This window comes from Streptomyces sp. NBC_00076 (assembly GCF_045041235.1).
In the GTDB taxonomy this organism is placed as follows: Bacteria; Actinomycetota; Actinomycetes; order Streptomycetales; family Streptomycetaceae; genus Streptomyces.
On sequence record NZ_CP108242.1, the window covers coordinates 5,312,536 to 5,326,165 of the forward strand.

The following is a 13,630-nucleotide window of genomic DNA, read 5'->3' on the forward strand; positions in this document are numbered from 1 at the left end:
TGTGGTGTTCCGGCGGTACGAGCCGGTAGTGGACGCGTCAGAGCCCCGGCACTCTGATCCGAGTGACGGGGCTCTGACGTACGGGAGGGCTGTCAGTCCTCCCTGTGGGCCGCTATCCGGTGCCGCCGCCGAAGAATCCGCCGCCGTTCCCGTTGCCGTTTCCGTCGCCGCCGACGGTCGTCAGCGTGACCGCGGTGCCGGCCGGGTCGCCGTCGATCTCGGAGTTGCCCTGCGGATCCTGCTGGCTCACGAACGCGGTGTCGCTCTGGTTGCTTCCGTCGGCGAACTGGACGTTGGTGAAGCCGGCCGCCTGCAGGGTCTGTTTGGCCTGCCCGACCGTCTGGCCGACGACGCTCGGGACCTGTGTCTTCTTCGGGGCTGCCTTGCCGACCTTCATCTCCACCGTGGAGTTCTTGTCGGCCTGCGAGCCCGCCGACGGCGTGGTCTCGATGACCTTGCCGACCTGGTTCTGGTCCTGGGTCTCCACGTCGGTGCAGTTGCCGACCAGGTTGTTCGCGGTCATCTGAGCCTTGGCGGCGTCACAGGACTGGCCCAGGACGTCCGGGACCGTGGCCTTCTCCTCGGCCTTGGCGATGGTGAGGGTGACCGTGGTGCCCTTCTCCACCTCGTCACCGAGATCCGGGTCCTGGTCCGTGACCTTGCCCGGCTCCTCCGTGGACACCTCTTCCTTCGTCTTGACCACGAAGTCGTACTTGTCGTCCTCGAGGATCGATGTCGCCTCGTCGACGGTCTTGCCGAGGACACTCGGGACCGCGACCTTCGGCGCCCCGGTGGAGATCACCAGGTTGACGACTGTCTGCTTCTTGACCTCGGCCTTGAAGTCAGGATCTTGGTCGCAGACCGAACCCTTGGGCTGGTTCTCGCAGGGCTTCTGCGTGACCGTCCCGACCTTCAGGTCGCTGTTGGTCAATTGCGATCTCGCGTCGGCTTCCTTCAGGCTGACGAGGTTGGGCACAGTCACGGTGTCATTGGCCACCCCACCACTCGCGAAGATCCACTTCCCGATCAGGATCGCGCCGACGAGGACGAGAACCCCCGCCACCACCAGCAGAATCGTCGACGTGTTCGACTTGTTTTGGCGGCGCCGGTCGGGGCGGTCGTCGTAGCCGAAGCCGCCGTCGTCCGGGGACATCGGGGGGAGCATGGTCGTCGCCCCGCCGCCCGCGTCGGCGCGCAGGGCGGTCGTCGGCTGGTCGTCGGGGTACCCGCCGTAGCCCACGGAGCCCATGGCGGCGGTGGCCGCGACCGGCTGGCCGTCGAGGCAGGCCTCGATGTCGACGCGCATCTCGTCGGCCGACTGGTAGCGATAGTTCGGGTCCTTGACCAGCGCCTTCAGGACGATGGCGTCCATCTCGGGCGTGAGCTCGGGATCGAACACGGACGGGGCTTGGGGCTCTTCCCGGACGTGCTGGTACGCGACCGCCACCGGGGAGTCGCCCACGAAGGGCGGCCGGACCGTCAGGAGCTCGTAGAGCAGACAGCCCGTGGAGTAGAGGTCGGACCGCGCGTCGACCTGCTCGCCCTTGGCCTGCTCCGGGGAGAGGTACTGGGCGGTGCCGATGACCGCGGATGTCTGCGTCATCGTCATGCCGGAGTCGCCCATGGCGCGGGCGATGCCGAAGTCCATCACCTTGACCTGGCCGTTGCGCGTCAGCATGACGTTGGCCGGTTTGATGTCGCGGTGGACGATGCCGGCCCGGTGTGAGTACTCCAGGGCCTGGAGAATGCCGATGGTCATCTCCAGCGTGCGCTCCGGCAGCAGCTTGCGGCCGCTGTGGAGTAGCTCACGCAGGGTGGAGCCGTCGACGTACTCCATGACGATGTACGGGATCGAGACCCCGTCGATGTAGTCCTCGCCCGTGTCGTAGACCGCGACGATCGCGGGATGGTTGAGCGAGGCGGCCGACTGGGCCTCCCGGCGGAACCGGGCCTGGAAAGACGGGTCGCGTGCGAGGTCCGCACGCAGCGTCTTCACCGCCACGGTGCGGCCGAGGCGCGTGTCCATGGCGAGGTATACCTCCGCCATGCCACCACGACCGAGCACCTGGCCCAGCTCGTACCGGCCGCCGAGGCGACGCGGCTCTTCCATAGCTTCCTACCAGCCCTCTCCGTCGGTCCCGACCCGCACGGCTCGTGCGGGTCGGAGGCTGCCGTCCGGGCCTACCGTACCCGTCTGGCTCTGTGTGACCTGGCCAAGCCCGTCACCCGATACAGGACCGGTATCGCAACGTGCACCGATGTGAAGGGGACGTGAGCGGGGTCACTTCTTGCTGTTGATGACCGCCTCCATCACGCTCTTCGCGATGGGCGCCGCGAGGCCACCGCCGGAGATGTCGTCACGGACGGCGGCGTCGTCCTCGACCACGACGGCCACGGCGACCGGCGAGCTGTTGTCGGCGAGCTTGGCGTACGAGAGGAACCAGGCGTACGGGTTCTTGCTGTTGTTCTCGCCGTGCTGGGCGGTACCGGTCTTGCCGCCCACGGTGACGTCGCCGCCGATCTGCGCCCTCGTACCCGTTCCCTCCTTGACGACGGTCTCCATCATCGACTGGAGGATCTGGGCGTTCTTCGCCGACAGGGGCTCACTCAGCTTCTCCGGCTCGGTCTTCTCGACGGGGTCCACGCTGTGCGCCTGGAGCTCGTCGACCATGTACGGCTTCATGAGGGTGCCGTCGTTGGCGATGGCCGAGGCGACCATGGCCATCTGCAGCGGGGTCGCGGCGGTGTTGTACTGGCCGATCGAGGACAGTGCGGTCTGCGACTTGTTCATGCCGTCGGAGAAGACCGAGGCGCTGGAACGGACCGGCGTGAACTGCTCGGAGGTGAAGCCGAACTTCTTGGCCTCCTCCAGCATCTTGTCGTTGCCGAGGTCGGAGCCGATCTTGCCGAAGACGCTGTTGCAGGACACCCGCAGCGCCTCGCGCAGGGTGGCGTTCTCGCAGGGGATGTTCCCCTCGTTCTTCAGCGGGGTCGTGGTGCCCGGCATGATCCACGGCAACGGCGAGTTCGTCTTAGCGTCCGGGTCGGTGTACAGGCCGTCCTCGAGCGCCGCGGCTGCGGTGACGACCTTGAAGGTGGAGCCGGGCGGGTAGACCTCGCGCAGCGCCCGGTTGAGCATCGGGTCGTCGGGGTTGTTCTTCTTGTCCAGCTTCTTCCAGGCCTCGGCGTCCGACTCGCTGCCGCCGGCGATCGTGGAGGGGTCGTACGACGGGTAGGAGGCCAGTGCCAGGATCTTGCCGGTGGACGGTTCGATCGCGGCGACGGCGCCCTTGCCTCGCTCCTTGAGCCCGTTGTACGCGGCTTTCTGCGCGGCGGCGTTGAGGGTGGTGACGACGTTGCCGCCCTCCCTCTCCTTGCCGGTGATCATGTCCAGGGTGTTGCGGAAGAACAGCCGGTCGTCGTTGCCGGTGAGGATGCCGTCCTCGATGTTCTCGAGCTGGTTGGCGCCGTAGGCCTGCGAGACGAAGCCGGTGACCGGCGCCCACATCGCGCCGTTCTTGTACGTGCGCTTGTACTTGAAGTCGCCCGAGGAGGTCGTCGCGTGCCCGGTGATGGGGTCGCCGCCGACGATGATGTCGCCGCGGGGGGTGGCGTAGCGCGCGATGGCGACACGGCGGTTGTCCGGGTCCTCACGCAGGCCGTCGGCCTGGACGTACTGGATCCAGTTGTCGCGGATGAGCAGTGCCAGGACGAGGAGTCCGCAGAAGATCGCGATCCGGCGCAGGGGCTTGTTCATGACGGGCGGACCACCTGGGTCATCTCGGCGTCGGGGCTGGGGGCAGGGGCGGGCGCCGGGCGGCGTGCGGTGTCGCTGATGCGCAGCAGGATGCCGATGAGGGCCCAGTTGGCGATGACGGAGGAACCGCCGTACGCCACGAACGGAAGCGTCATACCGGTCAGCGGGATGAGGCCCATGACACCGCCGGCCACGACGAAGACCTGGAGGGCGAAGGCGCCGGACAGGCCGACGGCCAGCAGCTTGCCGAACGGGTCGCGGGCCGCGAGTGCGGTGCGTACACCGCGCTCGACGATCAGGCCGTAGAGCAGCATGATCGCCATGACGCCCGCGAGGCCCAGCTCCTCGCCGAAGGTGGCGAGGATGAAGTCGGAGTTGGCGGCGAAGCCGATGAGGTCGGAGTTGCCCTGTCCGAGCCCGGTACCGAGCGTGCCGCCGGAGCCGAAGGCCCACAGGGCCTGCATGGCCTGCTCGGAGTGGACGATGCCGTCCTGGACCCCGGAGCGGCTGAGATCGAACTCGTGCGCCGGGTCGAGCCAGGCCTGCACACGCGTCTGGATGTGCGGCTCGAAGCTCGCCACGCCGACGGCGCCGACTGCGGACATCAGCAGACCGAAGACGATCCAGCTGGTCCGCTCGGTGGCGACGTACAGCATGATGATGAACATCCCGAAGAACAGCAGGGATGTTCCGAGGTCGGTCTCAAACACCAGGACGAGGATCGAGATGACCCAGACGACGAGAATCGGACCGAGGTCGCGGCCGCGGGGCAGGTACAGGCCCATGAAGCGGCGGCTGGCCAGGGCCAGGGCGTCTCTCTTGACCATGAGGTAGCCGGCGAAGAACACCGCGAGGGCGATCTTCGCGAATTCGCCGGGCTGGAGTGTGCCGAGGCCGGGGATCCTGATCCAGATCTTGGCGCCGTAGACGTTTGCGCCGAGTCCGGGGACGAGCGGCAGAACCAGCAGGAACAGCGCGCCGGCCATGGAGATGTAGGTGTAGCGCTGCAGGACGCGGTGGTCCTTGAGGAAGATCAGGACGGCCACCAGCAGGGCGACGCCCATCGCGGAGTACAGCAGCTGGCGGGGGGCCGCCTCGACGAAGTCCTTGTTCGCCTGCAGCCGCTTCGACTGGTCCAGACGCCAGATGACGACCAGGCCGATCCCGTTCAGCAGGGTCGCCAGCGGCAGCATCAGCGGATCGGCGTACGGCGCGAACTTCCGGACGACGAGATGACCGACGCCTGCGAGCAGGCCGAGTCCGAGGCCGTAGCTCAGCAGCCCTGGCGGCACCTCGTCGTTGATCGCCAGTCCCACGTTGGCGTACGCGAACACCGGGATGAGGACGGCGAACACCAGTAGCGCGAGCTCGGTGTTGCGCCGGCTCGGCGTGCCGATCGAGCCGATCGTGGACGTGTGGTGCGTCGACGGGTTGGTTGTACTGCTCATCGTGTGACGGGGCCTCTCACGGCTTGCCTACTGCGTACCGCACTGCGAGACGACCTTCTGCTCTTCCTCCGAGAGAGTGGGGCCGGGGCTGGGAGTGGGTGCGGTCGTGGACGGGGACGGGGAGGTCGGCTGCGAGCCCGACGGGTTGGGTGTCGGTGTCGCCTTGGACGTGAGGGAGGTGCGGGTGGTTCCCGTGGTGCCTCCGGCCTCGCCCGCGCCGGTCTTGGAGTTCTTCTCGCTCTCGGCCGCCTGCCGCTCGGACTGCTTCTGGCACGCGGAGGCCTGAACGGACAATTCGGTGATCTTCTTCTGGGCGCTCTTCAGGTCGCCCTCGGCGATCGTGCTCTCCACCAGCTTCTGCTGGTACGGCGGCAGGTACTTGAGTTCGATCTCGGGGTGGTCCTTCGACACCTTCGAGAGCGACATCCAGGCCAGGTCCTGGCTGATGCCCTGGTAGAGCGCGACGTGCTCGCCGTTGGTTCCGACGTAGTACTGGGTCTGCGTCCAGCGCCAGCCGCCGTAGAGGCCTCCGCCGATGACGCCGAGCGCGACCACGAGGTAGAACGATCTCTTCAGCCACCTGCGGCCCTTGCGGGGCTTGACGAAGTCGTCGTCGCCGTAGTCGCCGAAGCTGCCCTCGGGGATGTAGCCGGTGGTGTCGGCGGAGCCGGGCGGGCCGAACTCGCCGCCTGAGCCGCCCTGTCCGGGTACCTGGCGGCCGAGTCCGGAGGCGCGGCCCGCCGGGGTCTGCATGATGCCGTTGTCGTGCAGGTGGTTCTGGTTCTCGGCGACCGCGCCGACCACGACCGGGGTGTCGGACAGCTGCCCGGCGAGGGTGTCCCCGGTGTCGAGGTCGAGGACGTCGGCGATGATGACCGTGATGTTGTCGGGGCCGCCGCCGCGCAGCGCGAGCTCGATCAGGTTCTGGACGGTCTCCTGGGGGCCCTGGTAGCTGGCGAGGGTGTCCTCGAGGGTCTGGTGGGACACCACCCCGGACAGGCCGTCGGAGCAGATCAGGTAGCGGTCGCCGGCGCGGACCTCGCGGATGGAGAGGTCGGGCTCGACATGGTCGCCGCTGCCCAGCGCGCGCATCAGCAGGGAGCGCTGCGGGTGGGTGGTGGCCTCTTCCTCGGTGATCCGGCCCTCGTCCACGAGACGCTGCACCCAGGTGTGGTCCTGCGTGATCTGGGTGAGGACACCGTCGCGGAGCAGGTACGCGCGCGAGTCGCCGACGTGTACGAGACCGAGCCGCTGACCGGTCCACAGGAGGGCGGTGAGCGTGGTGCCCATGCCCTCCAGTTGCGGGTCCTCCTCGACCATCGCGCGCAGTTGGTCGTTGGCGCGTTGGACGGCGGTGCCGAGCGAGGTGAGGACGTCGGAGCCGGGCACGTCGTCGTCGAGCGCGACGATGGTGGAGATGGCCTCGGAGGAGGCCACCTCGCCGGCCGCCGCGCCGCCCATGCCGTCGGCGATGGCGAGCAGGCGCGGACCGGCGTATCCGGAGTCCTCGTTGCCCTCCCGGATCATGCCTTTGTGCGATCCGGCGGCGAAGCGCAGTGACAGACTCATGCGCACCTCGCCCGTCGGCTCCGGGTACATCCGCACGGTGCCCACCCTCCGGTCGGGAGCGCGCCGGGGCCCGTGATGGGGGCCGCCACTGCGTGCTCGCTCCGCTCGCGCCTATCCATGATGTAGCACTACTTCCGCAGCTCGATGACGGTCTTGCCGATGCGGATCGGCGCGCCCGGTCCGATCGGTGTGGGGGTCGTCAGCCGCGTTCGGTCGAGGTACGTGCCGTTGGTGGAGCCCAGGTCCTCGACGATCCACTGGCCGTCGCGGTCGGGGTAGATCCTGGCATGACGGCTCGAGGCGTAGTCGTCGTCCAGCACGATGGTGCTGTCGTGGGCCCGGCCCAGGGTGATGGTCTGCCCCTGGAGTGCGACGGTGGTGCCGGTGAGTGTGCCTTCCGTCACCACCAGCTTGGTGGGGGCGTTACGACGCTGCCGGCCCCCGGCGGCCTGCTGGCGCTGCTGCGGGGGCGCGGCCTGGCGGGCGGCCTGCTGGGACCGTCCGCTCTCCCGGCGCGAACCGCGCTGGGTGACACGCGTACCGAACAGGTCGCTGCGGATGACCTGCACGGCCACGATCACGAACAGCCACAGTACGGCTAGGAAACCCAGCCGCATGACCGTGAGGGTCAGCTCTGACATTGCCCCCGCTTCACCCTTCGGCTTGCCGGTAAATGATGGTGCTGCTGCCCACGACGATCCGCGAGCCGTCGCGGAGCGTAGCGCGGGTGGTGTGCTGCCCGTCCACCACGATGCCGTTGGTGGAGCCGAGATCCTGGATCGTCGAGGGCGTTCCGGTCCGGATCTCGCAGTGCCGGCGGGAGACGCCGGGATCGTCGATCCGCACGTCGGCCTCGGTGCTGCGGCCCAGCACCAGCGTCGCGCGGGAGATCTGATGGCGGGTGCCGTTGATCTCGATCCAGTGGCGCATACGACCACCGGCCGCCGGAGCGGCCGGGGGCCGCTGTCCGCCCGCGGGCTGCGGGTAGCCGTAACCGCCGGGGCGGCCGCCGGGCGGCGGCGAGGCCGGCATCGGCGGGGCGCCCGCGGGTGACGCGGCCGGCGGGTAGCCGTAGCCGCCGGCCGCGCCGGGGCCAGGACGGCCCGGAGCCGGGGCCGCCGGGGCGCTGCCGGGAGCCTGCTGGTCGGTGGAGGAGGCGAGCGTACGGCTGCGCACCCGGTACAGGCCGGTGTCGAGGTCGTCCGCCTTCTCCAGATGGACCTTGATGGGGCCCATGAAGGTGTAGCGCTGCTGCTTGGCGTAGTCGCGCACCATGCCGGCGAGCTCGTCGCCGAGCTGTCCGGAGTAGGGGCTGAGCCGCTCGAAGTCCGGTGTGCTCAGTTCCACGATGAAGTCATTGGGGACGACCGTCCGGTCGCGGTTCCAGATGGTCGCGTTGTTGTCGCACTCGCGCTGGAGCGCTCCCGCGATCTCCACGGGCTGGACCTCGGACTTGAACACCTTGGCGAAGGTGCCGTTGACCAGACCTTCGAGACGCTGCTCGAACTTCTTCAGGACTCCCATGGGGCACCTCCTCCGTAGCTGCTGCCGTTCTGCATCCCGCTGAGCGGGTACTTCCCTGCTTGGTACCGCTGATACCGCGTTTGGTGCCGCTGATGCCGAGACCGTGCTTGGTACCGCTCGTACTGGTCGTGCTGCTCGTACTGCTTACTGATCGTATCCACGCGCCGGTGAATCGGCTGGTTCCCCCTGTCGGACCGGTCGACGGGTGTCGACGCCTGTCGAGGTTCCCTGTGGAACTCCCCTTCGAACTCTTCTCGGACGTAGTCCTGCGAAGGGATCGTAGAGGCGGCCGCAGACCAGTGTCCCGCACCGGGCTGTGGACCCGGACCGGCTCCTGGGGAGACGGGCGGGACCGGTACGAGGTTGATACGTGAATCGACACCCCTTGATACGTAGCCGGAGGCCCGTCCGGTTCGGTGGGTTCGCGAGACCGTGCTGGTGGGCGGCTGCCCGGCCATAAGGGATGTGAATCCACCCCACCCAGCGTGCTAATGTTCTGCGTGTCGGAAGGCGCCAACCCCAAGGGGGAACAGCCCGAGGACACACCCAATGCGCGGGTGGCGGAATAGGCAGACGCGCTGGATTCAGGTTCCAGTGCCCGCAAGGGCGTGGGGGTTCAACTCCCCCCTCGCGCACACCGTCGGAACGGGCGGCATCGTAGACACGATGCCGCCCGTTCTGCTATGTCCGCGCCGCAGGTGCTGTGAGGAACATCTCAGGTCGGCGGGGTGTCTTGGGGCGATCGTCGGGGTGTTCGCGGGCGCTGCTGGTCGCTCCCTTCAGCTTGTCCTGGAGCGCTACGTCGCGATGTGGATCACCGGCGGGGTCGGTGAAGCCGGAGGTGTGGGCGTCGGGGGTGTGCGGGACCGGGTTCGTGGTGGGGTCGCACTGGATCACCGGGCCTTCCGGTGCTGCTCTCCGAGCTTTCGGGATGCTCCCAGTGTTCGGGAGGGCCTCCGCTACGGGTGTTGTGTCGTAACGGCTGACGGTTGTGGGGCCGCGCTGGATTCCGCCGCGCTGGATTTCGCGCTCGGGCTGGACACGCCACGGGCGTAGGAGCAGACGCCGCAGGGCGAGTGTCCGACGGGGGGCTCAGTGGCTTTGGGGCGGGCCTGAGCGGCGCCGGGTTTTCCACAGCCGTGGAGTTGTCCACAGGGTGTGACGGGTTTCAGCCACCGGCTGTACGGTCGGCACGAGTTGATGTTCGTGCGGCTGCTGCTGTGGCCGCAGCCGCGGGTACGAGTTCGGGGGAGGCGGTCGGCATGACCGAGGTCGGTGCGGAGACGGCAGCGGATGCGGTGGCGGTGGAAGCGGACGCGGCGCCCGCTGATCAGGCGGCGGTGAGCGCGGAGCGAGCCCGTCGACTCCCTGGGGTACGTGGCTTCGCCGGATGGCCTGCCGAGGGATCACCCAAGGAGGAGGGCAAGGCGCTGCGGCGCCGGGTCCCGCGCGCCGTGCACGCGACCCTCGTCCTCGACGCCGCCCGGCCCGACGCGGTGAGCGCGGTCGAGGAATCCGGCCGCGGCCGGATTCCCGAGCTCACGCCGATACGGGTCGCGAGGATGGCGGCCACGCCCTTCGCCTTCCTGCGCGGAGCGGCGGGTCTCATGGCCCATGATCTGGCACGCACCCCCATGACCGGGATCCGCGCCCAGATCTGCGGCGACGCGCACGCGGCCAATTTCGGCCTGTACGGCGACGCGCGCGGCGGCCTGGTCATTGATCTGAACGATTTCGACGAGACGGTCCACGGCCCCTGGGAGTGGGATCTCAAGCGGCTCGCAACCTCGCTGGTACTGGCCGGCCGCGAGGCGGGTGCCGACGAGGACACCTGCCACCGGGCCGCGCACGGAGCGGCGGGCTCCTACCGTCGAACCATGCGGCTGCTCGCCAAGCTCCCGGTCCTGGACGCGTGGAACGCCATCGCGGACGAGGAACTCGTCTCCCACACCGACGCCCACGACCTGCTCGGCACCCTGGAGCGGGTCTCCGAGAAGGCGCGGGCCAACACCAGCGGACGCTTCGCCGCGAAGTCGACCGAGCCGACCGAGGACGGCGGCCGCCGTTTCGTCGACGCCCCGCCGGTCCTGCGGCGTGTCCCGGACGAGGAGGCCGCGGCGGTGACCGCGTCCCTGGAGGAGTACGTCACCACGCTCTCCGAGGACCGCCTCCCGCTGCTGGCCCGGCACGCGGTGCACGACGTCGCCTTCCGCGTCGTCGGCACGGGCAGCGTCGGAACGCGGTCGTACGTCGTGCTGCTCCTGGACCATCGAGGGGAGCCGTTGGTCCTCCAGGTCAAGGAGGCCCGTCCCTCGGTGCTGGTGCCGCACTTGGTGACGGCGGGCTTCGAGGCGCCGGCGGTCGACCACGAGGGGCGCCGGGTGGTCCTCGGGCAGAAGCGCATGCAGGTCGTCAGCGACAATCTGCTGGGCTGGACGACGGTCGACGGGCGGCCCTTCCAGGTACGGCAGTTCCGCAACCGCAAGGGCAGTGTGGATCCCGCGGCCCTGGCCGCCGACCAGATCGACGACTACGGCCGCATGACCGGCGCCCTTCTGGCCCGTGCCCACGCGCACAGCGCCGATCCCCGTCTGATCGCCGGCTACTGCGGCAAGAACGAGGAACTGGACGAGGCGTTCGCCACGTTCGCCGTCGCCTACGCCGACCGCACCGAGGCGGACCACGCGGATCTGGTGGCGGCGGTGCGGGCGGGGCGGATCGCGGCGGACGAGGGGGTGTGAGAGCGGGCGGAGGGGTGCGAGAGCGGAGGGAAGGGTGCCGGTGGACGAGAGTGTGACGGCGAGGTGCCGGCCGGGCGGCGGGTGAGGGTGGCGCGTTCCGAGGTCTCCTCCGGCCGTGGCCTAGGCTGGTCGGGTGACGACCCCGGAAGCTGAGCAAGATGGTGGGGCCGGCGAGGGCCGGCAGACGCCCGAAGGCGGTGCGCCCCGGCCCGAGGAGCGGCTGGAGCGGGCTGTGCGGGCCGCCGAGCAGGCGCTGATCGAGTACGAGATCGCGGTCGAGACCTTCCGGATCGAGGTCGAGAACTTCTCCCGGCTGCACCACCAGAAGCTCGGCCCGATGTACACCCGGCTCGACGAGCTGGACGCCGAGATCGCCGAGGCGCGGGCCGCCCGCACGGGCGATCCCGAGGACCGGCGCAAGGCGGACGAGGCGCGGGCCAGGGTCATGCCGATGCCCGGTGTCGAGGAGCTGTTCGGCGGCTGGATGGACGGCCAGGGGCTGTTCCCGGAAGCCTCGGCGATGCTCACCGATCAGCCGGTGCGGCCTCCGCAGCGGGTCCGCCCCAGCGACGAGGCCCGCAAGCTCTACCGCGACCTGGCCCGCAAGGCGCACCCCGACCTCGCGCAGGACGAGACCGAGCGGGGTCGGCGTGAGGAGTTCATCACCCGGGTCAACGGCGCCTACGCCATCGGGGACGAGGCGCTGCTGCGGGAGCTGGCAGAGGAGTGGGCCGCCGGGCCGAAGCCCCCGGAGCAGGGGCCGACGCCCGCCGACGAGTTGTACGCCCGCCTCGAATGGCTCGCCCAGCGCAAGGAACTGCTGGCCGTGGTCGCGCGGGACCTGGAGGAGAGCGCGATCGGCGCGATGCTCCGGATGGCTCCGGACGACCCCGACCGTCTCCTGGACGAGATCGCCGAGAAGCTCCTGGCCGACGTAGCCACGCGCGAGGCGGAGCTTGCGGAACTACTCGCCCAGCCGGAGAGCGGGTGATCCGGTCGACCCTTCCGGTGCCTTCTTCGCCGAGTGACGTCGGGTAGCGTCGGGGTATGCATTTCGGAGCTGGTGTGCCCACGGTCGAGGTCCAGGACCTCAAGGACGGCGACTTCCTGCTGGACGTCCGCGAGGACGACGAGTGGCAGGCGGGCCACGCCGACGGGGCGCTGCACATCCCCATCAGTGAGTTCGTCGCGCGGTACGGCGAGTTGACCGAGGCGGCACCGCAGGACGGGCGGGTGCATGTGATCTGCCGCTCTGGCGGGCGCTCGGCCCAGGTCGCGATGTACCTCGTCCAGCAGGGCGTGGACGCGGTGAACGTCGACGGCGGCATGCAGGTGTGGGCGGCCGCAGGCCGGCCCGTCGTGACGAACGAGGGCCGGCCCGGCTTCGTCCTCTGAGAGAGCCGGAGCTTTCAAGGGGCGGCCCCTGCCAGTGCCTTCGTTCAGCTCAGTGGGTGGGCTGCCAGCAGGTCGCCCAGGGATTCCTCGTGCGCCGATGCCGGGCCGAGCGACAGTTCGAGGTGCTTGGCCCAGGCGTGATAGCGGTGCAGGGGATAGTCGACGTCGGCGCCGAACCCTCCGTGCAGATGCTGCGCCGTCTGCACGACCCGCCGGACGCCGTCGGCCGCCCAGATCTTGGCGACGGCCACATCACCCGAGACGGGCAGCGCCCCCTGGGCCCCCGAGCCGTGCCGCCAGGCGGCCTGCCACAGCGTTGCCTCCATGGCCCGCAGGTCGATGTAACGGTCGGCGGCCTGGACGGCGACGGCCTGGAAGGTGGCGACCGGGAACCCGAACTGCTCGCGTTTGCTGGTGTAGTCACTGGTCATACGCAGGACCCGCTCGCCCAGACCGAGGGCCAGCGCGCACGTCCCGGTGGCCAGCAGATCGCGCAACCACTCCCAGGCGCCGTCGACATCGATGACGTCCCGGGCCGCGATCCGCGCCGATTCCAAGCGCAGTTCGGCCAGTCGCTCGCCGGTGGTGGAGATCTGCTCGGCGAGAACGACGCCCGGGTGGAGGCGGGGGACCAGCGCCAGAACGGTCCGGTCGGCGGCCGTGTGCGCCGGTACGACGACGAGGTCCGCGCCGTAGGCCCAGGGCACGGCCGTCTGCACCCCGTCGAGGATCCACTCCCGCCCCTCCTGACGTGCGGTCACGGCGCGTTCGGCCGGGTCGTGGCCGGTGCGGCCGCTCGCGGCGACGGTCAGCACGACCTCCCCCCGACCGGCCCGGGCCAGCAGGGCGGACCTCAACTCCTCGTCGCCGTGGGCCTGTACGGCCGCCGTGGCCGCGCTGTGCTCCAGCAGTGGCACCCGCGCCAGCACCTGCGCCGCCTCGCGCAGCACCAGGCACAGCGCGATGGCGTCCAGGCCGGCGCCGCAGTACTCCGGGGCCGCCGTCAGACTCAGTAGATCCGCCTCAGCGAGCCTGCTCCACAGTGCGCGGTCGAAGTCTTCGGCGACGGCGCCCGCAGTGAGGGACGGACTGGGCACCGTGTCCGGCGCGACCCCGGCGAACACCCCCCGCGCCGCCTCGGCCGCCGCCTGCTGCTCCTCGGTGAAGGTGAAGTCCACGGTCCCTGCCCCTCCCAC

At 69.7% G+C, this 13,630-nt stretch carries 11 protein-coding genes and 1 tRNA gene; 4 read left to right on the forward strand and 8 right to left on the reverse strand.

Features of this window, described 5'->3' with window-relative positions; all coding sequences use genetic code 11:
• Positions 1-112 precede the first annotated feature (112 nt).
• From pknB to OHA64_RS24155, 6 genes are all read right to left on the reverse strand, one after another.
• Complete coding sequence (gene pknB, locus OHA64_RS24130) at positions 113-2,110, reverse strand: Stk1 family PASTA domain-containing Ser/Thr kinase (protein ID WP_405616374.1); 1,998 nt, start codon at positions 2,108-2,110, stop codon at positions 113-115.
• Between the two features lie 171 nt (positions 2,111-2,281).
• Entirely contained in the window at positions 2,282-3,757 is a 1,476-nt protein-coding gene (locus OHA64_RS24135) for a peptidoglycan D,D-transpeptidase FtsI family protein (RefSeq protein ID WP_405616376.1), read from the reverse strand.
• A complete protein-coding gene (locus tag OHA64_RS24140) occupies positions 3,754-5,205 on the reverse strand; it encodes an FtsW/RodA/SpoVE family cell cycle protein (protein ID WP_405616378.1) in 1,452 nt (483 codons plus the stop codon). Before OHA64_RS24140 ends, OHA64_RS24135 begins: the two co-directional genes overlap by 4 nt.
• A 27-nt stretch (positions 5,206-5,232) precedes the next feature.
• Entirely contained in the window at positions 5,233-6,804 is a 1,572-nt protein-coding gene (locus tag OHA64_RS24145; protein ID WP_405624075.1) for a Stp1/IreP family PP2C-type Ser/Thr phosphatase, read from the reverse strand.
• A 98-nt stretch (positions 6,805-6,902) separates the two neighbouring features.
• Entirely contained in the window at positions 6,903-7,415 is a 513-nt protein-coding gene (locus tag OHA64_RS24150) for an FHA domain-containing protein (protein ID WP_405616380.1), read from the reverse strand.
• A 10-nt stretch (positions 7,416-7,425) separates the two neighbouring features.
• Positions 7,426-8,298: an FhaA domain-containing protein gene (locus tag OHA64_RS24155; protein ID WP_405616382.1), complete on the reverse strand. Its 873-nt coding sequence runs from the start codon at positions 8,296-8,298 to the stop codon at positions 7,426-7,428.
• A 551-nt stretch (positions 8,299-8,849) separates the two neighbouring features.
• Here OHA64_RS24155 and OHA64_RS24160 point away from each other — a divergent pair.
• Positions 8,850-8,933 (forward strand) — tRNA-Leu (locus OHA64_RS24160).
• Between the two features lie 46 nt (positions 8,934-8,979).
• On the opposite strand, the gene OHA64_RS24165 is transcribed toward OHA64_RS24160, so the two are convergent.
• Positions 8,980-9,195, reverse strand: coding sequence for a hypothetical protein (locus tag OHA64_RS24165; protein ID WP_405616384.1), 216 nt, complete (start codon positions 9,193-9,195; stop codon positions 8,980-8,982).
• 365 nt (positions 9,196-9,560) lie between these two features.
• Between OHA64_RS24165 and OHA64_RS24170 the strand changes: the two genes are divergently transcribed.
• From OHA64_RS24170 to OHA64_RS24180, 3 genes are all read left to right on the forward strand, one after another.
• Positions 9,561-11,039: a DUF2252 domain-containing protein gene (locus OHA64_RS24170; RefSeq protein ID WP_405616386.1), complete on the forward strand. Its 1,479-nt coding sequence runs from the start codon at positions 9,561-9,563 to the stop codon at positions 11,037-11,039.
• Positions 11,040-11,172: 133 nt separating this feature from the next.
• Positions 11,173-12,030, forward strand: coding sequence for a J domain-containing protein (locus tag OHA64_RS24175; protein ID WP_405616388.1), 858 nt, complete (start codon positions 11,173-11,175; stop codon positions 12,028-12,030).
• A 74-nt stretch (positions 12,031-12,104) separates the two neighbouring features.
• Entirely contained in the window at positions 12,105-12,434 is a 330-nt protein-coding gene (locus OHA64_RS24180; protein ID WP_405624076.1) for a rhodanese-like domain-containing protein, read from the forward strand.
• A gap of 44 nt (positions 12,435-12,478) precedes the next feature.
• On the opposite strand, the gene OHA64_RS24185 is transcribed toward OHA64_RS24180, so the two are convergent.
• Positions 12,479-13,612 carry an acyl-CoA dehydrogenase family protein gene (locus OHA64_RS24185; protein WP_405616390.1) on the reverse strand — a complete coding sequence of 378 codons (1,134 nt, stop codon included), beginning with the start codon at positions 13,610-13,612 and terminating at the stop codon, positions 12,479-12,481.
• Positions 13,613-13,630 lie beyond the last annotated feature (18 nt).

What these genes read in the sequence shown, in the direction of transcription:
- pknB (WP_405616374.1), bottom strand. Translation starts at nt 2,110, where the DNA reads ATGGAAGAGCCGCGTCGCCTCGGCGGCCGGTACGAGCTGGGCCAGGTG.
- OHA64_RS24135 (WP_405616376.1), bottom strand. Translation starts at nt 3,757, where the DNA reads ATGAACAAGCCCCTGCGCCGGATCGCGATCTTCTGCGGACTCCTCGTC.
- OHA64_RS24140 (WP_405616378.1), bottom strand. Translation starts at nt 5,205, where the DNA reads ATGAGCAGTACAACCAACCCGTCGACGCACCACACGTCCACGATCGGC.
- OHA64_RS24145 (WP_405624075.1), bottom strand. Translation starts at nt 6,804, where the DNA reads ATGTACCCGGAGCCGACGGGCGAGGTGCGCATGAGTCTGTCACTGCGC.
- OHA64_RS24150 (WP_405616380.1), bottom strand. Translation starts at nt 7,415, where the DNA reads ATGTCAGAGCTGACCCTCACGGTCATGCGGCTGGGTTTCCTAGCCGTA.
- OHA64_RS24155 (WP_405616382.1), bottom strand. Translation starts at nt 8,298, where the DNA reads ATGGGAGTCCTGAAGAAGTTCGAGCAGCGTCTCGAAGGTCTGGTCAAC.
- OHA64_RS24170 (WP_405616386.1), top strand. Translation starts at nt 9,561, where the DNA reads ATGACCGAGGTCGGTGCGGAGACGGCAGCGGATGCGGTGGCGGTGGAA.